Source organism: Brevibacillus sp. FSL L8-0520 (genome assembly GCF_037963895.1).
In the GTDB taxonomy this organism is placed as follows: Bacteria; Bacillota; Bacilli; order Brevibacillales; family Brevibacillaceae; genus Brevibacillus; species Brevibacillus borstelensis.
In genome coordinates, this window is sequence record NZ_CP150171.1 from 2,142,773 (window position 1) to 2,162,775 (window position 20,003).

Genomic DNA, 20,003 nt, shown 5'->3' on the forward strand with positions numbered 1-20,003 from the left:
TATGTAGTCTTAGCACTCAAAAGTTGTCCCTCCTCAAATATTTTATCCTTAGACATAAATGTTTCCCTCGTGCAACTTTAACACAAAAAAATGGCACAGCGCAACACTATTTTCTCAGGACAAAAATGTTTCGCTTGTACAAGTTTTTTGATCCTGGAATACACGTGCTGTTGCTGTAACCATAATACACACGCAAGGGACAGCAGAGCGTGCCCGCTGGCCCTATCGCTTTCACCTGGCTGGGCAGCTAACGCTCGTCGCTTTGCTTGAGCATCAGATGATGCCTTACGGCGTAGGCTGCGAGCTGGACGCGATTGACCAGTTGCAGCTTTTCAAGAATGTTTTTGATGTGATTTTTTACGGTATTTTCTGCGATGATCAGGGCGTCGCTGATTTCCCGGTTTGTTTTGCCTGCGCCGACGTACATCACGATTTCGCGTTCGCGCGGAGTCAACACGTCGGGGACAGGCTCATTCATGCTTTCTTCCTGCCGGAAGCGGGTAAACAAGCGCGCGGCCATTTCTCTTGAGAGCTCGCTGTCTTCACCGAGAAGGGCGTGCAAATAGGTAATCCAGTCGTCCGGCTCCAGGTTTTTCAAAAGATAGCCTTGGGCCCCAAATTGTATGGCTGTGATCAGATCTCCCACATCATCAGAGATGCTGAGAATGACAACTTTTATATGCGGGTATGCCTTTTTTACCTCTCGCGTTGCCTCCAGACCAGTCCAACGCGGCATGTTGATATCCATCAGCACCAGGTCCGGCTGCAGTGCTCCGCACATTTGATAGGCTTCTTCGCCATTGGTCGCTTCACCGATGACGTAAAAGGAAGGGTCTTGCTCCAGGAGACTGCGGATAGCCAGCCTCGCCATATGGTGATCATCTGCAATCAGAACGCGGTACGCATTCACGCTTTGTTACCTCCTCGATCGAACACCAGGCGGATGGAAGTGCCGCCCTCCGTTCTCTGTGTAATTTCGATAGTGGAGCCCAGCTGCTTGGCTCGTTCCCGAACCATTTTAAGGCCGTATTTTTTCGCTTCATGCTCGTCCAGGCTGATTCCGATGCCGTCGTCTTCGACAGACAGACACCAATTGTCTGCACGTAACGCTTTTAATGTCAGCCAAGCGTGTCTGGCCCCTGCATGCTTTTGAATATTGGCAAAGGTCTCTTGGACAATGCCAAATAGCTGGACTTCTTCGGCAGGGGAAAAGAAGCCGTCAGGCACTTCGATCTGGTGAGTGACATCAACGCCGGAGAGGGCGCTCCACTGTGCCAGCCAGTTTTCCAGCCGCTGGGTCAGGCTGCTGCCTTCTTCGGGGAGAGAGCGCAGGTTGAAAATGGCGTGGCGTACGTCATTGTCAATCGCGGAGACTGCAGCGCGGGCGTCCTCCAATTGGCCCTGCTTCAGCTTGACGTTGAGGAAGAACAGTGATTGGGCAATACCGTCATGCAGCTCTCTGGCCAGCCGTTCCCGCTCTTCGTAGACGGCGCGGCGAGCTTGTTCCTCCACGATCCGGGCATTCATCCGGTCAATCTTGCGGAACATCCAGGTAGCGAAGAGAAAGGAGAGCAGCAGAGTCAATATTGTGATGTAGACATTGCCTGTTTCCATGGATAAATAAGGCAGCAAAAAGTCGTGGCGTACAAATTCAAAACCGCCGATGACGATTGGCGGGAGCAGTACAGTCAACCAGTATAAGACACGGTACGTCATAGTTACATCCCTTTCCTTTGACCAGATGGTACATTCCCAGTATACCGGAGGAGACGGGCTGATGATATACTCATAACAGAAGACAGAGAGGATAGGAGGAGCAGACGTGAACCGACTTGCAAAAGCGATGACAATCGCAGGATCGGACAGCGGAGGAGGAGCGGGGATTCAGGCTGATCTGAAAACCTTCCACCAATTCGGCGTTTACGGGACAAGCGCTATCACAGCGGTTACCGTGCAAAATACATTGGGTGTAACAGGCGTGTATCCGCTGCCGACGGAAGCGGTAGCCCAGCAGATGCATGAAGTGCTCCGGGATATCGGGACGGACGCAGCGAAGACAGGGATGCTGTTTAACGCGGAGATCATTGAAGCAGTCTCCCGGGAAATCAGCCATTTTGACGTAAAAAAGCTGGTCGTAGACCCGGTCATGATCGCCAAGGGGGGAGCGAAGCTGCTGCAGGATGAGGCGATTGCGGCCCTCAAGCGCTTTTTGCTTCCACTGGCAGAGGTCATCACTCCCAACCTGCCGGAAGCCGAGTTCTTGAGCGGGCTGCGCATCGAAACCCCGGAGCAAATGCGCGAAGCGGCTAGAGCGATCCACCAGATGGGCCCGCGCCATGTGATGATGAAAGGGGGCCATCTTCAAGGGGATGCCATCGTGGATATCCTCTATGACGGCCGGGATTTTTTTGAAATGGAGCATGAACGGGTACCGACCCGTCATACGCATGGGACAGGCTGCACGTTTTCGGCGGCGCTTACTGCCGAGCTGGCGAAAGGCACGCCGCTCGTCGAAGCGGTGGACCGGGCCAACCGGTTTATCGTGGAAGCGATCAGAACGGCACCGCAGATCGGCGGCGGTCATGGGCCGACCAATCACTGGGCGGCTGTGAAATAAAAACAACGGATTTTGCAACAATTGGCAGGGGAAACAAAGCAAGAAAGCCCGCAGCAAAACCTAGATGCAAGAGGGTGCATCGGGGTCCTGCTGCGGGCATTTTGTGCTGGTGCAAAAGGTTCCCAACTGTTGCTTTACTTTATCTCGATCGGAATGGACAGATCCCCCTTCAATCTGGTCGGGTAGTAGTTGAGCGTAAATTTGTACGTGCTGGGGGTGCCCTTGCGAGCCGGTTCCGTACGCTTGAACAAGACGCCATATCTTTGAATGGTTTCGGTTTCTGATGGGGTGGAAGTCCCTTGGACAAATTCGTATCGATTTCCCAGATCGTCTGTCAGCTCTGAAATGTGCGAGCCGTACTCGTGGAAGTCCTGCTCATCGACGCGAAGGTGATAGTCCATGCCGACTACGTCATCATTCTGCCTAAGCGCTTCCAGCGACAGCCTGTCATCCGGCGCTTTCAATAGCACCTTGTTCTTTGCGTCGATTACCACGACCAGCTTGTCTTTGTCCAATGCCTGGATGCCGCTTGCTTTCAGATAGAGTTGCTGAGGAGTGTCGAAATAGTTGCTCTCCAGATGGTAGATCACCTCGTACTCGCCATTTTTATGGGAAGGAATGCCATTCCCCCAAAAGGCAAAGGTTTGTCCCTTTTCATCCACCAGCCGCAAATTGTCGAAACCGAAGATGTGCTTTGTATTTTCGGGAGCGAACCGAACCGTGACTTCCGCCTGGGTAGGGTAAACGGCGACCTGCGAAACCGTCAGTTTTTGTCCGTCGACAGTAATCGTCTGGTTGACCGGGTATATTTTTTCTTTCAGGTCGGCATACCTGGACTTGTCGATGGGGACAGTTACGCTGATCGGAGTATCCATTGGCAGGGCATCCACGTAGATCGTTGCCTTTACAACCAGATGATCCGGGAGCGGCAGACTTTCATCCGTCGGGTATATCTCAATCGCTTCCTGCGCATGGCTGACAGGTTTAAAGCTCCCGCTGGACAGCGAGTAGCTGAGCGGTATTTGGTTGCCCTTGTCATCCGTAATATCGATGCCCTCCAATCGAACGACATGCCCTGGTTCCCTGTGCCTGATCGTATACAGCAGCAGCATCCGCCTTTGATCCCCGATTACCCGATCAATCGTGAAGCTGACGTTATCCGCTTCCGCAAATGCGCCGATTTCTTGTGCCAGCCCGTGCTTCGCAGCCCTTTCCAAGCCTTTCTTCGCCTGGACCAAATTTACGATCGGCTCCATTCCGGGAATATCGCTCACATAAGCCGCGAAGGCGGGGGAGAGGCGGATCGTGAACAACAAGCCCGCAACAAGGGAGCACGCGGCAATGAGCGACCAGCGGATGCGCCATATACGCTGATGCTTCCGCAACTGCCCCTTTGCTTGGGTCATACCGGCCAGAATAAAGGCGTCTGCCTCCGGAGGAGCCTGAGTCTTTTCGTACTGTACCTTCTTCTCTGTTAATTGTTGCTCGATCCGATCCTCGCCGGGGCGCGATTCCGACTCTTCTCCTGAGAAAAAAGCGTCCGTTTCTTCGCGTCGATTCATCATCTCACCAACCTTTTCCCAAATCTTTGCGCAACGCGCCCAACGCCTTGTGAAGCCATGTCTTGATCGTTCCCTCGGGATGATCGAGCAGGGCGGCGATTTCGCGTATGGTCAAGTCTTCGAAGTACTTTAAAATAATGACCTGCCGATGCATGCCAGTCAGCCGGGAAATCGCGTCTTCCAGCTCAAGCCGCAGGTCGGTTGTATCCGTGTCATCCCGAATTGGCGCATCGCTGCCCATATCACTTGCCAGCGACCGTTTTTTTCGTTTTTGCTCATCCACACAGACATGGATCATGATCCTCGTCAGCCACGTGGAGACATAGGCCGGCTGCTTGAGCTTGGGCAGCTTGAGATAAGCACGGCATGTGACTTCCTGCATAGCCTCCAGGGCGTCGGTTTCATTGCGAAAGAAAGCGTATGCGACTCTGTACAGCTTTTCTTTATGTGTCTGCATCAGTTTGTAAAAGGCGTCATCATCCCCCTGCTGGGCAGACGAGACGAGTTGTTCCAGATTCACGCTCACCCCTCCTTCTTATTAGACGGCGACGGGGAAGAAACGGTTTTCAAAATCGCATTTTTCTCCTTGTCTGGGGGGAACCGGACGCCTTCTTTTCGCTTATCGTATCGTATAGCACCTAGAGAGGACGGTCAAAACGGGGATGTGGATCAAATGGGTGACGATTCATGAGTCGTACGGTTTGCCAAGAATGGCGAATGAGTGCAGGCACTACTTGGAAATGAAGGGCATTCGTGTCCGCCTCTTGTCACGGAAAACGCAGCGAACGGGGCACGTCTATGTGCTGCAGGTACCCGAGAAGCAGAGGGATCAGGCGTTGGAGTGGCTTCACCAGTTTAAAAACCGCCTGTAGCTGATCATCAGGACAGCGACAGCCATTTTCCTCCATCGAACCCCTCGCTCGGGTTCGGAGATACTATCTCTGGGGGGATCGACATGGCGACGACGCTTACAGAAAAACCGGAAACAGTTGCGAATAAAGAGTCAAAGCTGTTTCTGCCTGATTTTGTTTTCTTCGAGCCCGACGCACTCCATTATCCGTTAGGGAAAGAGCTTTATCAGCGGTATCAGGAGCAGGGCATCCCGATCCGAATGACGACCAGCCACAACCAGGTCCGCGGGATTCCCGGAGAAACGGACGTGGAGCAGTATCGCAATGCGAAGCGGACGCTGGTCGTGGGCGTGCGCAAGACGCTCAAATTCGAGCAGTCCAAGCCGTCTGCCGAATACGCCATCCCGCTGGCTACAGGATGTGCCGCGCACTGCCATTACTGTTATTTGAACACAAATATCGGCACAAAGCCGTATATCCGCGTATATGTCAATACAGACGACATACTCCGGCAGGCGGAAGCCTACATTCGCGAACGGGAGCCGGAAATTACCCGGTTTGAGGCGGCTTGCACCTCGGACCCGGTCAGTATCGAGCATATCACCGGAAATTTGCGGAGAGCGATTGAGTTCATGGGGAAGCAGCCGCTGGGACGGCTTCGTTTCGTAACCAAGTTCCATCACGTGGACTCCCTGCTGGACGCCGCCCACAACAAACACACCCGCTTTCGCTTCAGCATGAACGCTGATTACGTCATCAAGCACTTTGAACCGGGGACTTCCACATTCGCCCAGCGCCTGGAAGCGGCGGGAAAAGTGGCCAAAGCGGGGTATCCGCTCGGCTTCATTCTCGCGCCGCTGTACTGGTTTGAGGGATGGGAAGAAGGATATACCGACTTGCTGGAACGTCTGCGGGAACAGCTGGTGCCGGAGGCGATGGAAGACCTTACGTTCGAACTGATCCAGCACCGCTTCACCAAGGTGGCCAAGAAGCTGATCCTGCAGCGCTATCCGAAGACAAAGCTGGAAATGAACGAGGAAGAGCGCAAGTACAAATGGGGCAAATACGGGAAAGGCAAATACGTTTATCCGGACGTGCAGGCAAAAGCGCTCCGTGAGCATTTGGAAAAGGAAATCACCCGCCTTTTCCCGCAAGCGAAAATCGAGTATTTTACGTGAGAACGAGATGAACAAAAAAATTTTTGATCGATAGACCGTAAAACAATGAACCGCCAGCCCCCATGCTGAGCGGTTTTCTTGGTCGAACGGATTCCTGCGGACAACAGCCAAGCTGCGAGCACATTTCGGAGAGGAAGACTTGTCGTAATCAGGTGCAAATGTTCTGCGCAAAGCCTCAAGCGGCACAGTTTTCTGCGCCTGACATTATCCGAATCTTTTCGACAAAATTGACATGTCCATGCTACAATATGGAGGCTCTCATATCTGGGAAAGGATTTGTTGTGACAATTATGAAGCCCGTATTTGTAACTATCGAGGGACCGATTGGCATTGGCAAAACGTCGCTGTCCCGTGAACTCAGCAAAGCCTTTGATCTGAAACTGCTGGAAGAGATCGTGTATGAAAATCCGTTTCTGGGAAAGTTTTATGAAAACATTGCCGAATGGAGCTTTCAGCTGGAGATGTTTTTTCTTTGCAACCGGTACAAGCAATTGCAGGATTTGCACCGGGACTATCTGAAACAGGGGATATCGGCAGTGGCAGATTACAATATTTTTAAAAACACCATTTTTGCCAAGCGGACATTGGATGAGGAGAACCTGCCCAAGTATCTGAAGATTTATGATATCCTTACGGAAGGCTTGCCACAGGCGAATCTGGTCATCTACATGACAGCATCGATCGATACGGTGATGAAGCGTATCGAGATGCGCGATCGCGATGTGGAACGCAAAATGGATGTAGGCTATATGAAAAATCTGATCGCTGATTACAATGAATTTATGGAAGCGTTTGAAAGACGCCATCCAGATACGCCCGTAATCAAGTTTCAGTGCGACGAGCTTGATTTTGTACATAAGCCGGAAGATCTGCAGCATGTTCTGAAGCAAATCGAACCATATATCCGTTCGCTCCAGGGGGCTTAATCTTTCCATGCGCACGGCCTGATCATTTTAGAAGGAGTTACGTTCATGTCTGGGTTTAAAAACAGTGATTTGAGAGAAAAGTACGGGATACCTAGCAACGCTGTCATTACGATCGGGGGAACGGTAGGTGTCGGAAAGTCCACCTTTACATATGCTTTGGCCGATCTGCTCGGCTTTCGGGTATCCGTGGAAAAAGTGGACAACAACCCGTATCTGGGGAAATTTTATGAAGATCTGTCCCGCTGGGGCTTCCATCTGCAGGTATTTTTCCTCGCAGAGCGGTTTAAAGAGCAAAAGCGGATGTTTGAATACGGGGGCGGTTTTGTGCAGGATCGCTCTATTTACGAGGACACCGGCATTTTCGCCAGGATGCTGTACGAGCAAGGGCACATGACGGAAGAGGATTACCAAACGTATACGCAACTGTTCGAAGCGATGGTCATGACTCCGTATTTTCCGCACCCGGACATCCTGATCTATTTGGAAGGAAGCTTTGACGACATTCTGGACCGCGTCCAGGAACGCGGCCGTCCGATGGAGCAGCAGACGCCGACCGATTACTGGCTGGATTTGTACAACCGCTATGAAAAGTGGATCTCCTCGTTTTCGACCTGTCCGGTTCTTCGGATCAACATCAATGAATACGACGTCGTAGAAGATTCGTCTTCCGTCGAAGTTGTACTGTCCCGGGTAGCAGAAAAAATCAGACTCGGGCGGTCCTTCCACCGCTAATGCCATGCCCCTTTGATGATAGGAACTCTCGTCAGCAAAGGGGCTTTTATCTGATCGGACACAAAGGTTTATGATATCATGGAGAAAAGCGTGTTTATTCAGGGGGCGTTCAAGTGAAGCGGTGGATGCTGATTGTTGCCCTCGGATCGGTTTGCCTGGCTTCCATCTGGATTATTACTGCCTTCTACCGGTCGCAAATGATGGAGAAAACGTTGAATTCCGTCACGGCCGGAGAAACGTATGCCTTTGAGCAAGCTTTTCAGCGATTATTGATTGGACAGCAAGACGATCAGGCCAGCTTTCGGATAGCCGAGTTTGAACGAGGCAAGATGCCAAAACAGCCGATTCAACTTGGACTGCATAAAAAAGAAGCCTTTATACATATTGATGTGACAACGAACCAATCCTTGGAGGCAGCGGAAAGCTTCCTTTCCCAAGTGGAGCTTATCGGCGATGTGAAGTACAGCACGTCCGTCCGCGAGGTGTCACGAGGCAATTATCAATTGACGATGACCTTTTCGGAAATCAAAGACGAGTTCGGGTTTCGTTTTGGGAATATTCCGACGATCACTCTCCGAAGAATGGCCCCCCTTGCTCTTACCATTCAGCCCGGCAAGGCAGAGGGAGCGGTGCTCATGCTTCCGGAGAGCAGAGAATCCCGATCCTTGTACATAACGGAAGGATTGGGAACGATTCTGCTGCGATTTTCAGAGCCTATGATCAGGAAGGAAGAAGCGGGACGGTCAGTCAACGGCTACCCGGCAGTCTGGCTGGATGATCGGACGATGTCTCTTGATGTGCGAAGGGTCAATCGGGCGGCGCTGGACTTGACGCAATTCCATTCGCAAAGCGGGAACTATCTGCCCGAAGAGTATCGCTATGTGGCATTATACAAAAAACAGCCGTTGTCCTGGCTCTCCTACCCTGACAGCGAGGTGGTCGGTTTTAGTCCCTATGACTCCTTTTACGACCGATTGATACTCTCTCCTGACCGCGAAAGCTATCTCGGCGTGATTGACAGAGGGCGAAGCAAGAGCAGACGGGGAGATAGACAGGTTGCCCTCGTTTTGGAGCAGAGAGGACGTGATCCGCTATTGATCGAGCCGATGCTGGAAGGCAGCGGACTCTCCCATGCGACAATCGATTGGCTGGATGCAGGGAGATTTCTCTATGTCGAAGAGAAGCTTGGAACAGTGTATCATTTGGCTACGGGAGAAAAAACGCCGCTTTTCGATGAGACGTCGACCGGGTCGATTGCGCTGGAAATGGCTGTAGACGATGTGGATGGCTATCTCTATATCGTGCTCGTGCGTCCAGCGGGCGACAAAAATTTGTATCGGGTGGAAAAACGAACGTATCGCCTCCATGATCTCGTACTGGAGAAAACGGAGTCGTTGGGAGAGGCATTGCTTCACCCTCGGGAGAAGCTGCCAGCCTTTCCGATCAGGGTACGAAAAGACGGCATTTATTACACAATACCGGGTCCTACGGAAAACAAAACCGTCTTTGTATCGCGCAAGGGCAAATCCTGGACGGCCGAAGGCGAGGTTGTCTGGGCCAATGACCACAGCCAGGCTGTCTTAAAGCGAAAGAGTGACGAGGAAGCCGGGACGTATACATGGTGGCAAATCGGAGGGAGACAGCGGGAGCTGCATGTGACCCGTGCGGAAGTGATGCCGTTTGGACCGTATCTTGTAACGAATGACGGTTTGCGGTATCAAATCTGGGATGATCGAAGGAAGCGTTGGGAACCGCTCGATTTGGCCGAGGGTGACATCCGATTGTCCGCGGCAGAGGGCAATGCTGTGTATTCGCGACAGCGGTGAAGACGGCTGCCCTTCCTGCACATTTCTGTCGCGGAAAACGGCTTCTGATCAAAATAGGCTGTGGTATAATAGGTGCATCTTGGAAGGAAAAAGGAGCACAGACATGGCAGAAGAATGGTTTGAACGAAGCTTTCGCGAGGACTACGTGTTGGTGTACAAACACAGGGATGACGCGTCAGCTGATAAAGAGATAGCCAACCTCCTGGAGCGTTTGCCCATCAAGCGATCCGGAAGAGTTCTTGATCTTTGTTGCGGGAGCGGACGTCATTCGCGTGCACTGGCCCGACGCGGGTATGAAGTTGTCGGGGTAGATTTATCAAACGTCCTGCTTCAGCTCGCCAATGAGCAAAAGATTCTCCCTAATCTGCATTTTTACCAATATGACATGCGACATATACCGTTTCGGGAAGAGTTCGATATCGTGGTCAATCTGTTTACCAGCTTCGGGTATTTCTCTTCGGACGAGGAAAATGCGCAGGTCGTTCAAAACATGGCCCTTGCCCTGAAATCGGGGGGAGAGGTGGTCATCGACTACTTGAATCCCGCGTTTGTAGAGGCCAATCTCGTACCGCACTCCGAAAAGGAAGTCGGCGGACTGCTGATCGAGGAGGAGCGGTGGCTGGAAGCAGGATTTGTGAAGAAGCGGATCGTCGTTAAGGATAAAGGCGCAGCGGAAACGAGAGTCTACCAGGAGCAGGTCCGCCTCTTTACGGTTGAGGAGATGACCGCAATGCTGCAGAAAGCTGGCTTTGTCAACATTCAGACGTTTGGCAATTACCAGTTTGAACCGTATCAAGCGGCTGACTCGCCTCGGATGATCTTTTTCGCAGTCAAAAAATAGGACGTCGCGGATCAGCGTGACTAACCCGCTATCAAGGTGAATATGATGGTGAAAACGATGTCATTCATCGATGATGGGGGTGCGCTGAGTGAGCAAGCTTTCGCTGGAACAAGTGAAGTTGTATTTGAACAAAGTGCCCGGCTGGAGACTGATGGAGGATCGGATGGCGCTGTCCCGTACGTATCAGTGCCGCGATTTCTCCACTGCCGTCAGCTTTGTCAATCGTGTAGCGGAATTGCTTGACCAGGATAGTCACCATGTCGAAATCCTGATTCGTCAATCGACAGTGACCTTTACGGTGACGACGAGAGAAGCGCACGGTTTGACCGGGAAAGACTTTGCCCTGGCACAGACGATCAGCAAGGTAAGCTGAAGAGGGGATTCCCGCCTTGTTCGGACGAGGCGGCTTTTTTTGTGCAAGCGCATCTGTCTGTTATCATAGAGGAAAAAGAACAAAGTGGAGGGATTTTTCCATGGACATCCATAAACACGATCAACTTCTCGGCTTGATCGAAGAGCATTATGCCAAAGGACAGATTCAGGCGCAATTTACACAGTGGGACTCGGACAGCGAAGATGAAGAGGTGACTCAGCTGCAAGGCACACTTGCCTCGTGGAAGCTGACGGACAACGAATTTGGAGAGAAGGATTTGCTGATCGTCCTGGAGTCCGATACAGAAGGAACCGTAGAAATTTTGATGGAGATCCCTGCGGATGAAGACAATCTGGCGGTATTTGCCGAGGGGCGTCTCTCTATCTTCGGAACGGAAGCGGAGCTCATCTTGTCCAAATGAATGGCAGAGGTCTCTATCGCTACCTGGGTACACCGGAAAAGATGAATGAACGAGAGGTGTACGCCTGCAAAAAGTACATCAGGAAGCATCGCGCTGCGATGAAACAAATGGGAAAGGTTCTGCTCGATCTGCCGGCGCTCTTGACGCCATTTCACTTGGATTGCGAAAATTGCCGTCTCGTTCACCGGGAGACTTGCTGTGAAGGCGGACAACCCTATGCCGTAGAAAACCAGCAGGCCGATCTGCTGGAGCGGGAATCGGGTGCGATCGCAAGCCAATTCTGGAGCGAGCGGGAGCAGCGAGGATGGGCTGCCGAAGGGATCTGGGACAAACACTATGGTCTGGGCACGATCCGGATGGACCACGGGAACTGCCTGTTCTATAAAGAGATGAACGGAAGGTACGGGTGCTCCATTCACGCATACGCCGAGAAGTCGGGAGTGGATGTTGTTTCACTCAAGCCGTTTAGCTGCCAGCTTTACCCATTAGAGGTCATTGATACGGGCGAAATAATACTTCTGACCGCTTTGACCGAGGAAACGGCTTCTTTCTCCAGATGGGGCACCGATTATTTGGAGCATTTCTACTGTGCAAGCATAGAACGGCGGAAAGCAGCAGTACATTTGGATGAGAATCTGTTTTCGCTAACGGGCTATAAGCCGGCCTATTTATGGAATCTGCCGTTGCTGCATGCGCTGCTGGGCCCGGATACAGCCCAGTCGCTGGAGCTCTTGGGATACATCAGCGAGCAGGAAAATCTCGTCACATAGGGGCAAGAGCAATTCCCCGCGTATGTTTCCGAGAGTTTTTGAACATCCTCTAGTAACGATGTGGTATGATGGCTAGGTCAGATAAGTAGATTGGCAAAGGAGCAACAGTGATGAACGCGAAGACGACAAAAGAATCCCGTACGATTCAGGCTTCCCTCGTACAACCTTCAGACACCAACTTTCACGGCACGATGTTTGGAGGGAAAATGATGGCCTATATTGACGAAGTGGCTGCCATTGCGGCGATGAGGCATTCCCGCCGTCCCGTTGTCACGGCGTCGATTGATTCGATCGATTTTCTTACTCCCGTAAAAATGGGCCATTCCATCTGTCTGGAAGCGATCATCTCCTCCACGGGAAAAACATCGATGGAGGTATTTGTTAAAATCATCTCGGAAAATTTGCGAACAGGGGAGCGAACCTTGACCGCTACCTCTTTTCTCACGTTCGTAGCGCTCGGTGAAGACGGCAAGCCGACTCCAGTACCGCCCATCATCCCGGAAACCGACGAGGAACGCTATCTGTTTGAAACGGCAGAGGAGCGCAAAAACATGCGCAAAGAGCGGAAACGGAGCACGGAAGCATTTGTCAGCCAATTAAATATTACAAAGAATATATAAGGTTAAAACAAGAAGAGGCGATGCCATAAGGCATGCCTCTTTTTCAGTCCAAAAAGCGTGCTCGTATTTCGGCTGTGGGGAGCAGACATACGGTCGACCGGCCGAACCAGCGATAGCGGTTGCGAGCGATGAACCGATACAGTCTATCCCTGACAAGCCTTGGGAAGAAAAAGCCGATCGCTGAGAAAATCGGCCAGGCTCCGCGCAAAAGCCGGCCAACGCGCAGGATTGCATCAGAATAGACGTACACGGTTCCCTGGTCGATCAGTACGACAGATGACAGGTCGTGAGTCGCCAGTCCATACTGCTCCAGCAAGCTTTGGCCTGTCTCTGACTGCAGTGAGGCGAAGTGAATCCGCCCCGCCGGATCACGCGGGATGATAAAGCGGACAGCGCCGTTGCAGAAATTGCAGACGCCGTCGAATAACAGGATTGTGTCTGGATGGGAAGCAGTAGACATGGCGGACGCCTCCTGTTGAGCATGAAATCTGGCAATGTTACCTCCATCATACCAGGAAGGTCCGCCGGGTCAAGGGAGGAAAACGTTGAAGCAATCAAATTTCAGGGACGAGACAGCCGCTTGCCAAGAGCTCTGCCGCTTTTGCCATGTCCACATGCATTTCCCGGTCTTCGGAGAGTGGCGGTATGACCTCACGAAGCTTGGCATAAGCTTTCTCCGTGCCGATTCCCAATTTTCCTTTGCCAAATTCGATTGCTTGCGCAGCCGCCAAATATTCGATGGCGAGTACCTTCATGGAGTTGGCGATGACGGTTCTCAGCTTGCGGGCCGCCGTCGTTCCCATGCTTACGTGATCCTCCTGATTGGCAGAGGAAGGGATAGAATCGACGGAAGCCGGATGGCACAGCACCTTGTTCTCCGAAACGATAGAAGCAGCGGCATATTGCGTGATCATAAATCCGGAATGCAGGCCGCCTTTTTCCGTTAAAAAACCGGGGAGTCCGCTTAATTGCGGGTTGACCAGACGCTCGGTCCGCCGCTCGGAAATATTGGCAAGCTCAGCTATTGCTATGGCCAAAAAGTCGGCTGCCAATGCCATCGGCTGACCGTGGAAATTCCCTCCGGAAATAACATCGCCGGTCTCGGCGAAGAGAATGGGATTGTCGGTTACACTGTTGCACTCTCTGGTTACAGCAGCACGTACATACTCCCAGGCATCGCGTGTAGCGCCATGCACCTGCGGGACGCATCGGAGGCTGTAGGCATCTTGCACGCGGAGCTCCCCTTGCGCTGTCGTCCGTTCGCTTCCTGCGAGATGGGCAAGCAGCTTGCGAGCAGATTCCTGTTGGCCGGGATGGGCGCGGACGAGGTGAAGCTGTGGATCAAACGCTTTTGGAATCCCGTGCAACGCTTCCACGGTCATGGCGGCGATGACATCGGCATTTTCGATCAGCGCATGAGCATCAGCCACAGCCAGGCAAAGGAGAGCGGTCATCGCCTGCGTACCGTTGATCAATGCCAGACCTTCTTTTGCCTCCAGCCGAATAGGGGATAAGCCAGCGCTCTCCAAGGCGGCTTTGCCGGGCATTCTTGTGCCGTTTACCTCCGCTTCTCCTTTCCCGAGCATGACGAGCACCATATGGGAGAGGGGAGCCAGATCGCCGCTTGCTCCCAGAGAGCCCTGCTGCGGGATGATCGGATGGACGCCGCGGTTGCACATTTCGATCAGCAGGTTGATCGTCTCTTCCCGGATGCCGGAGTATCCCTTGGCCAGTGCATTGATCCGCAGGGCCATCATCGCACGGACCACCTCGGTCGGATAGGGATCGCCCATTCCACACGCATGGCTCATGATCAGATTTTCCTGCAACTGGCTGACGTCTTCTTGAGGAATCACTACGTCGGAGAACTTGCCAAAACCAGTCGTAATCCCATAAACGACCTGTTGGTTTTGAACCATTTGTTCAACCATCGAGCGGGATTTGCGGATTTTTTCAACGGCTTCCGGCGTCAGTTCGATCTGCTCGAATTTCCTGGCAATGGCAGCTACTTGTTCAATGGTCAGCTTATGTCCGTCCAGACGGATAGAAATTGTGCGTTGATTCATGAGTATTTTCCTCCTTTAGCATAGCAGAGGACAAAAAGGAAGAGGGGCTAGGATTGTTATCCTAGCCCCTCTTCCCATGCGGGTATGAAATTAACAAAACGAGTAAGCGTCAAGTTCTGCATTTTTTTCCCCGCTTCCGTCCGCTTATTATTCAGATGATTTTTTCTATTCCCTATTGTAATACTAGTTTATGAGCTGTCAAGTGAAAACGTTATCATTCGTATCTATTCTTTCACCCGGCAGAATGCGTTTTCCTGCCCAAACCAAAAAAGGGCGCTTATTTTTTTGAAATATGGGCAAGTGCGGTTTCTCTAGACGGGTGAATGTCATACCATGTACTGTGCTATTTCACTAGAAAGGACGTGTGAGTTTGGAAAGACGCCGAAATATGCCACCTATGCCTCCAGCGTTGCCGATGCCTTCACGCAGGCCCAAAGAGATGCCCAAACCTTCACCGAATTTGCCGTCGCCAAATGTATCACCAAACATTCCATCACCGAACCTGTCTCCGATCATGCCGTCGCCAAATATGCCATCGCGAAACGTGCCATCACCGAATCTATCGCCGAATATGCCATCGCCAAATATGCCGTATCGGGCGGTGCCAAGACCAAACAGGCCTTATCGGATGATGCCATCGCCAAACATGCCGTCACCGAACATGCCAAGACCAAACAGGCCGCATCGGATGATGCCATCGCCGAACATGCCGTCTCCGAATATGCCATCACCGAACATGCCATCACCAAACAGACCTTTCCCGAAAAGACCGTCAAACCGCAGACCGCCAGCTCCGCCGAGGAGAAGGGAACGCAGACCAAAGTCCGGGGCTCATGCAGACCTCGAAATGCTCCTGTTCAAGTACAGAATGCATATGGAGCGTATGCATCACTACAAGCAAAAATGTGAACAGTACCGTCATCACCGCAAAAAATACAATACGTACTACCGCTTTTACGATCATCATAAAAAGAGAATGCGCTACTACTACGACAGCTGCTATCCGCAGCATGACTCAGGGAGCAGTTCCTCCGGCTGCGGTTGTTCTGGCAGCGGTTCCTCCGATTATGGATCCTCCGGCTACAGTTCCTCCAAATACGGTTCCTCCAGATATGGAAGGTCAGGACATGGTTCCTCTTCCTCCGCATGCAATTGTGGCGGACCATGTTGTCAATAACAGCATACGCAATGACGCTGCTTGCTGTGAGCAGCGTCATTTTTTTATGCATAAGCCTGCAGGCAGAGGTTGTTGCTTTCTCAAACAGGCAGACCTTCGGGTGAAATGCCCGCCTTTTGCATGTCCCGCCGCAATGTGCGAAGAGCGTCATCTTTATTTTTGCATTCGAGCATCACATCGATGTCGTAGTCGCTGAGCTTTGTGACCCATTCGATGAACTTCACCGGATCGATCTTATCTGCATGGGAACGAAAATCGCTTTCCGATTTTGGAGAGGAAAAGTGCATCTTCGGAGTTCGCGTGCCCCACGTTTTGAGTATTCGGGGAATGTATTCAAACAGATCTTCGCCATTGTTGAGACAGTCGTGGTGATGGACATCCAGTACCATCGGGATGCCAATCCGCTCACAGAGTGTCAGCACGTCGATCATGGAAAAGGAGGTGTCATCATTCTCTACGACCAGCCTGCGCTTTACGTTCTCTGGGAGCAGCTCGAACTGATCGGCGAAGCGTTGAAGCGAGGCTTCTTTGTCGTTGTAGACACCGCCTACATGGGTAACCAGGACGGAGTTGTCGTCGAGGCCCATCAGATCGAAAACGCGGGCATGGTAGGAGAAATCCGCAATCGTTGCTTTCAGCACTTTCGGATTGTCTGTATTCAAAATACTGTAGTGGCCAGGATGCGAGGTCATGCGGATGCCGTGCTTTTTTATATAGGCACCGGCCTTGTCGAAATCCCAGCTAAACTCCTTGGCCCAATCCCAATCCTCCGTAACCTTGTGGGTGGCCAGCGGCACGAACTCGGAAGGGAGCCGGTAGAGAAAAATACGATTCTCTACATTGTAAGCAAGCAGGTCCATCAGGTTAAAAAAGTTGGTTTGCAAAACTTGCCTCAGCTTTTTTAGTCTCGCATCCGGCGAGAGCTTTTGAACCTGAGCTACCGTCGTTTTCTTATTGGGATTGTTCGGGCTGTCCAGACGGATGCATGCATACCCAAGTCGTATCATCCGGAACCCTCCATTTCGGTTTAGGCTTACTCCTAGTATTTCCCCGAAACGAGCTTGCGGGCGTGCATGAGCGCTTCCTTTTGGTGGGAAGCTAACAGCGATATTCCATCAGGAGGAGACGACCATGGAGCATTATTTAGCGGAACAGTATCGAGAAGGTCTGCAGGCATTTGGCCAAATGATGCCGGACGCACTGCAGGCGTATAACGATTTCACCAGCAAGTGTTTTTCTTCCGGTACGCTGTCTTCCAAGCAGAAACACCTGGCAGCCTTGGCGATTGCCTTGTACGCCGGAAATGAACACTGCATCGTGTTTCACCTGGAAGCGTTGTTGGAAGAAGGCGTATCCAAGCAGGAAATCGCGGAAACGGTCGCAGTTGCAGGGGCGTTTGGCGGAGGAACGACACTCTCTCACGGTGTCATTTTGATCCAGGAAGTAATGGAGGAAAAGAATCAGGGGATTCAGTAAACATCCCTTTGCAGCCCTTCCTGGTATTTGGGGAAGGGCTGCTTTTTCTTATATTGCGATAGGGAGGAAAAAGCTATAAGATGAGGAAGTCATTTCATCCGTGCTCGAGGGGTATTTATGAATACGTTATCACAATCGTACAGCATTGGTTTAGTCATCCTGTCCTATTTTATCGCTGTTTTGGCTTCCTACACGGCATTGGATCTCGGTGGACGCGTCAGTCATTCTCGGGGAAACATTCAGAGAATTTGGCTAATGGCCGGAGCAGGCGCGATGGGATTGGGAATCTGGGCAATGCATTTTATCGCAATGCTTGCTCTGCATCTGTCGATTCATGTTGATTACGATTTCTGGATCGTTTTGATTTCCATCCTATTTGCGATGTGCACATCAGGTATCGCCTTGCATGTGGTCAGCAGCAAACACATGTCCAAAAAACGGCTGGCAATCGGCTCGCTGTTCATGGGAACAGGGATAGCCTTGATGCACTACGTCGGGATGAGCGCGATGAGGTTGGATGCGCAAATCGTTTACGATCCGGTTTTGTTCGCGATCTCCATCCTCGTTGCTGTCCTCGTATCTGCTGTTGCGCTGATGATTACGTATCGTTTGCGAAAAGCAGGAGACGTCCGCGGAATAGGACTGAAAATACTGGCTGGCATGGTGATGGGGGCGGCAGTTGCTGGAATGCACTACACAGGTATGCTAGCCACCTCGTTTGTAACGCATGGCAATCATCATCCGTCGCCATCCTCGGCTGTCAGCACGATCTGGCTGGCTTATGCGATCGGGATAGCAACTCTGATCATACTCGGGATTACGCTGTTATCGGTATATGTAGAAAAGCTCTTGATGACCAAGACATTGCGGATGATGGAGAGCGACCAGCGGTACAAATCGTTGTTCGAGTACAACCGGGATGGTGTCATATCGTATGGTGTGAACGGCCAATTGATTGGCATGAATCCTGCTGCCAAGGAGCTGACGGGCAGGGAGTTGCTTTCGCTTTCAGACTTCGTGGACATGTGTGACCAAGCGGATGCGGAGATGATTCGGAAACATTTTTTGCAGGCCGTTCTCGGAGGAGCCAATACATACGAGGTAAAGCTGTATCCCGAGCCGGAAAAGCAAGTCATCCTGCATATGACCAATGTTCCCATTATCATAGACGGAGAGGCGGCAGGCGTGTTTTTTATTGCCCGCGATGTAACCGAGCAAAGGCAGGCTGAATCCAAAATCAATTACCTGGCTTACCACGATGCATTGACGGGTTTGCCCAACCGGCGATTTATCGAAGAACAGCTTGAAAAAGCGATCCGGAATGCAAAGAATCGTGAACAGACTGTCACTGTGATGTTTCTCGACTTGGACCGCTTTAAGCTGATCAATGACTCTTTGGGACATGACTTTGGCGATCTGCTTTTGCGAGAAGCGACGCATCGGATCGTCAACTGCGTCGGAGAATCGGGTATCGTAGGGCGACTCGGCGGCGATGAATTTATTGTCTTGATGCCGGAGGTGCCAGAGAGCGAGCTGATACAGATGGCGGATCAATTGATCCGGATCATCGAGCAGCCCTTTTTGATCGAGGGGCATGAGCTGTATATTACGACCAGTATCGGAATCTCGCGTTTTCCAGAGGACGGGAATGACTATCAGACATTGATGAAGACGGCAGATACTGCCATGTACTCGGCCAAGGAACGAGGCAAAAACGCCTATCACAAATACTCGGCCCATATGCAGAAGGCGGCATCGGAGAGGATGTACCTGCAAAACGAACTGAATCGCGCTTTGGTTCGCAACGAATTGCTGGTCTATTACCAGCCGCAAGTCAATGTCACAAACAAGAAATTGTCAGGTATGGAGGCGCTCGTCAGATGGAATCATCCGAAGCGTGGCGTTATTCCTCCCGGATCAGTTTATTACGATTGCAGAAGAAACGGGGCTGATTGTTCCAATAGGGGAATGGGTCCTGCGGACAGCGTGCAAACAAAACAGAGAATGGCAGGAAATGGGGTATGCGCCGGTTCGCGTTGCCGTCAATTTGTCCGCCCGTCAATTTTTAAAAAAGGATTTTGTTCAGACAGTTGAGGGAATTTTGCGGGAGACCGGCATGCAACCCGAATATTTAGAGCTGGAAGTAACAGAAAGTACGATGATCGACGTGCAGCGGGCGACGCAAACACTCTATGATTTGAAAAAACTGGGAGTGCACATTGCAATCGATGATTTCGGGACAGGCTACAGCTCTCTCTCCTACCTGAAAGATTTTCCGTTGGACAGGCTGAAAATCGATCGCTCCTTTATTCGTGACCTGAAAAAAAGTCCAGGCAATAGAGCAATCGTCGCGACGATCATCACGATGGCCAAAAATCTGGATTTGCACGTAATCGCTGAAGGGGTAGAGACTTCAGACGAGCTCGATTTTTTGCAGGAGCAGATGTGTGAGGAGGTACAAGGATTTTTCTTCAGCCATCCGCTGACAAAGGAAGATATGGAAAGCTATTTGAAAGAAAAGTTCTCGAAGCCTGGTATCAGCTAGATGCCAGGCTATTTTTATGCCA

General features: G+C 51.5%; 21 protein-coding genes and 1 pseudogene. 15 read left to right on the top strand and 7 right to left on the bottom strand.

From position 1 onward, the window contains the following. Positions 1 to 247: 247 nt before the first annotated feature. Positions 248 to 910, bottom strand: a complete 663-nt coding sequence (locus NSQ24_RS10650; RefSeq protein WP_339167761.1) for a response regulator transcription factor — start codon at positions 908 to 910, stop codon at positions 248 to 250. Beyond that, positions 907 to 1,716: an ATP-binding protein gene (locus tag NSQ24_RS10655; protein WP_003387449.1), complete on the bottom strand. Its 810-nt coding sequence runs from the start codon at positions 1,714 to 1,716 to the stop codon at positions 907 to 909. Before NSQ24_RS10655 ends, NSQ24_RS10650 begins: the two co-directional genes overlap by 4 nt. 106 nt (positions 1,717 to 1,822) lie before the next feature. On the opposite strand from NSQ24_RS10655, the gene thiD reads away from it, so the two are divergent. Continuing rightward, entirely contained in the window at positions 1,823 to 2,617 is a 795-nt protein-coding gene (gene thiD / locus NSQ24_RS10660; RefSeq protein WP_003387448.1) for a bifunctional hydroxymethylpyrimidine kinase/phosphomethylpyrimidine kinase, read from the top strand. Between the two features lie 134 nt (positions 2,618 to 2,751). On the opposite strand, the gene NSQ24_RS10665 is transcribed toward thiD, so the two are convergent. Both NSQ24_RS10665 and NSQ24_RS10670 read right to left on the bottom strand, forming a co-directional pair. After that, positions 2,752 to 4,182, bottom strand: coding sequence for a DUF4179 domain-containing protein (locus tag NSQ24_RS10665; RefSeq protein WP_003387447.1), 1,431 nt, complete (start codon positions 4,180 to 4,182; stop codon positions 2,752 to 2,754). A gap of 1 nt (position 4,183) precedes the next feature. Beyond that, positions 4,184 to 4,699, bottom strand: coding sequence for a sigma-70 family RNA polymerase sigma factor (locus NSQ24_RS10670; RefSeq protein ID WP_024985135.1), 516 nt, complete (start codon positions 4,697 to 4,699; stop codon positions 4,184 to 4,186). A 142-nt stretch (positions 4,700 to 4,841) separates the two neighbouring features. On the opposite strand from NSQ24_RS10670, the gene NSQ24_RS10675 reads away from it, so the two are divergent. From NSQ24_RS10675 to NSQ24_RS10720, 10 genes are all read left to right on the top strand, one after another. Next, complete coding sequence (locus NSQ24_RS10675) at positions 4,842 to 5,051, top strand: hypothetical protein (RefSeq protein WP_003387444.1); 210 nt, start codon at positions 4,842 to 4,844, stop codon at positions 5,049 to 5,051. Between the two features lie 83 nt (positions 5,052 to 5,134). Further along, the gene (gene splB, locus NSQ24_RS10680) at positions 5,135 to 6,208 is read left to right on the top strand and encodes a spore photoproduct lyase (RefSeq protein ID WP_003387443.1); all 1,074 of its coding nucleotides are present in this window, start codon (positions 5,135 to 5,137) and stop codon (positions 6,206 to 6,208) included. A 290-nt stretch (positions 6,209 to 6,498) separates the two neighbouring features. Then, the gene (locus NSQ24_RS10685) at positions 6,499 to 7,134 is read left to right on the top strand and encodes a deoxynucleoside kinase (protein ID WP_024985136.1); all 636 of its coding nucleotides are present in this window, start codon (positions 6,499 to 6,501) and stop codon (positions 7,132 to 7,134) included. A gap of 45 nt (positions 7,135 to 7,179) precedes the next feature. Beyond that, the gene (locus tag NSQ24_RS10690; RefSeq protein WP_003387441.1) at positions 7,180 to 7,866 is read left to right on the top strand and encodes a deoxynucleoside kinase; all 687 of its coding nucleotides are present in this window, start codon (positions 7,180 to 7,182) and stop codon (positions 7,864 to 7,866) included. Between the two features lie 113 nt (positions 7,867 to 7,979). Further along, positions 7,980 to 9,692, top strand: a complete 1,713-nt coding sequence (locus NSQ24_RS10695; protein ID WP_339167764.1) for a hypothetical protein — start codon at positions 7,980 to 7,982, stop codon at positions 9,690 to 9,692. 103 nt (positions 9,693 to 9,795) lie between these two features. Then, positions 9,796 to 10,533, top strand: a complete 738-nt coding sequence (locus tag NSQ24_RS10700; RefSeq protein WP_024985137.1) for a class I SAM-dependent methyltransferase — start codon at positions 9,796 to 9,798, stop codon at positions 10,531 to 10,533. A gap of 88 nt (positions 10,534 to 10,621) precedes the next feature. Next, positions 10,622 to 10,906 carry a 4a-hydroxytetrahydrobiopterin dehydratase gene (locus NSQ24_RS10705; protein ID WP_003387438.1) on the top strand — a complete coding sequence of 95 codons (285 nt, stop codon included), beginning with the start codon at positions 10,622 to 10,624 and terminating at the stop codon, positions 10,904 to 10,906. Positions 10,907 to 11,006: 100 nt separating this feature from the next. Beyond that, entirely contained in the window at positions 11,007 to 11,327 is a 321-nt protein-coding gene (locus NSQ24_RS10710; protein ID WP_003387437.1) for a hypothetical protein, read from the top strand. Further along, a complete protein-coding gene (locus tag NSQ24_RS10715) occupies positions 11,324 to 12,097 on the top strand; it encodes a DUF3109 family protein (protein ID WP_024985138.1) in 774 nt (257 codons plus the stop codon). The genes NSQ24_RS10710 and NSQ24_RS10715 overlap by 4 nt, the downstream gene beginning before the upstream one ends. Positions 12,098 to 12,207: 110 nt before the next feature. Next, positions 12,208 to 12,717 (top strand): acyl-CoA thioesterase, encoded by a 510-nt coding sequence (locus NSQ24_RS10720; protein ID WP_003387434.1) that lies wholly within the window; start codon positions 12,208 to 12,210, stop codon positions 12,715 to 12,717. 43 nt (positions 12,718 to 12,760) lie between these two features. Here NSQ24_RS10720 and NSQ24_RS10725 read toward each other — a convergent pair whose 3' ends face one another. Continuing rightward, positions 12,761 to 13,177 carry a thiol-disulfide oxidoreductase DCC family protein gene (locus tag NSQ24_RS10725; protein ID WP_003387433.1) on the bottom strand — a complete coding sequence of 139 codons (417 nt, stop codon included), beginning with the start codon at positions 13,175 to 13,177 and terminating at the stop codon, positions 12,761 to 12,763. Positions 13,178 to 13,271: 94 nt separating this feature from the next. Then, positions 13,272 to 14,783, bottom strand: a complete 1,512-nt coding sequence (gene hutH, locus NSQ24_RS10730) for a histidine ammonia-lyase (protein WP_003387432.1) — start codon at positions 14,781 to 14,783, stop codon at positions 13,272 to 13,274. Between the two features lie 333 nt (positions 14,784 to 15,116). Here hutH and NSQ24_RS10735 point away from each other — a divergent pair, with 333 nt between their 5' ends. Next, positions 15,117 to 15,692, top strand: a complete 576-nt coding sequence (locus NSQ24_RS10735) for a hypothetical protein (RefSeq protein ID WP_003387431.1) — start codon at positions 15,117 to 15,119, stop codon at positions 15,690 to 15,692. Positions 15,693 to 16,040: 348 nt separating this feature from the next. On the opposite strand, the gene uvsE is transcribed toward NSQ24_RS10735, so the two are convergent. Further along, a complete protein-coding gene (gene uvsE, locus NSQ24_RS10740; protein ID WP_122957746.1) occupies positions 16,041 to 16,967 on the bottom strand; it encodes a UV DNA damage repair endonuclease UvsE in 927 nt (308 codons plus the stop codon). 124 nt (positions 16,968 to 17,091) lie between these two features. On the opposite strand from uvsE, the gene NSQ24_RS10745 reads away from it, so the two are divergent. The 3 genes and pseudogenes from NSQ24_RS10745 to NSQ24_RS10755 all read left to right on the top strand — a co-directional run bounded on the left by NSQ24_RS10745 (position 17,092) and on the right by NSQ24_RS10755 (position 19,981). Then, complete coding sequence (locus NSQ24_RS10745) at positions 17,092 to 17,436, top strand: carboxymuconolactone decarboxylase family protein (protein WP_003387429.1); 345 nt, start codon at positions 17,092 to 17,094, stop codon at positions 17,434 to 17,436. Between the two features lie 309 nt (positions 17,437 to 17,745). Continuing rightward, positions 17,746 to 19,281 (top strand): annotated as a pseudogene (locus tag NSQ24_RS10750) (diguanylate cyclase); the annotation flags it as partial. Next, positions 19,274 to 19,981: an EAL domain-containing protein gene (locus NSQ24_RS10755; protein ID WP_339167772.1), complete on the top strand. Its 708-nt coding sequence runs from the start codon at positions 19,274 to 19,276 to the stop codon at positions 19,979 to 19,981. The pseudogene NSQ24_RS10750 and the gene NSQ24_RS10755, both read left to right, overlap by 8 nt. Positions 19,982 to 20,003: the final 22 nt, after the last annotated feature.

Bases quoted from the DNA above. Each gene is read 5' to 3' on its own strand.
- NSQ24_RS10655 (WP_003387449.1), bottom strand. From the start codon at position 1,716: ATGACGTACCGTGTCTTATACTGGTTGACTGTACTGCTCCCGCCAATC.
- NSQ24_RS10665 (WP_003387447.1), bottom strand. From the start codon at position 4,182: ATGATGAATCGACGCGAAGAAACGGACGCTTTTTTCTCAGGAGAAGAG.
- NSQ24_RS10675 (WP_003387444.1), top strand. From the start codon at position 4,842: ATGTGGATCAAATGGGTGACGATTCATGAGTCGTACGGTTTGCCAAGA.
- splB (WP_003387443.1), top strand. From the start codon at position 5,135: ATGGCGACGACGCTTACAGAAAAACCGGAAACAGTTGCGAATAAAGAG.
- NSQ24_RS10685 (WP_024985136.1), top strand. From the start codon at position 6,499: ATGAAGCCCGTATTTGTAACTATCGAGGGACCGATTGGCATTGGCAAA.
- NSQ24_RS10690 (WP_003387441.1), top strand. From the start codon at position 7,180: ATGTCTGGGTTTAAAAACAGTGATTTGAGAGAAAAGTACGGGATACCT.
- NSQ24_RS10700 (WP_024985137.1), top strand. From the start codon at position 9,796: ATGGCAGAAGAATGGTTTGAACGAAGCTTTCGCGAGGACTACGTGTTG.
- NSQ24_RS10710 (WP_003387437.1), top strand. From the start codon at position 11,007: ATGGACATCCATAAACACGATCAACTTCTCGGCTTGATCGAAGAGCAT.
- NSQ24_RS10715 (WP_024985138.1), top strand. From the start codon at position 11,324: ATGAATGGCAGAGGTCTCTATCGCTACCTGGGTACACCGGAAAAGATG.
- NSQ24_RS10720 (WP_003387434.1), top strand. From the start codon at position 12,208: ATGAACGCGAAGACGACAAAAGAATCCCGTACGATTCAGGCTTCCCTC.
- NSQ24_RS10725 (WP_003387433.1), bottom strand. From the start codon at position 13,177: ATGTCTACTGCTTCCCATCCAGACACAATCCTGTTATTCGACGGCGTC.
- hutH (WP_003387432.1), bottom strand. From the start codon at position 14,783: ATGAATCAACGCACAATTTCTATCCGTCTGGACGGACATAAGCTGACC.
- NSQ24_RS10735 (WP_003387431.1), top strand. From the start codon at position 15,117: ATGTACTGTGCTATTTCACTAGAAAGGACGTGTGAGTTTGGAAAGACG.
- uvsE (WP_122957746.1), bottom strand. From the start codon at position 16,967: ATGATACGACTTGGGTATGCATGCATCCGTCTGGACAGCCCGAACAAT.
- NSQ24_RS10745 (WP_003387429.1), top strand. From the start codon at position 17,092: ATGGAGCATTATTTAGCGGAACAGTATCGAGAAGGTCTGCAGGCATTT.
- NSQ24_RS10755 (WP_339167772.1), top strand. From the start codon at position 19,274: ATGTCACAAACAAGAAATTGTCAGGTATGGAGGCGCTCGTCAGATGGA.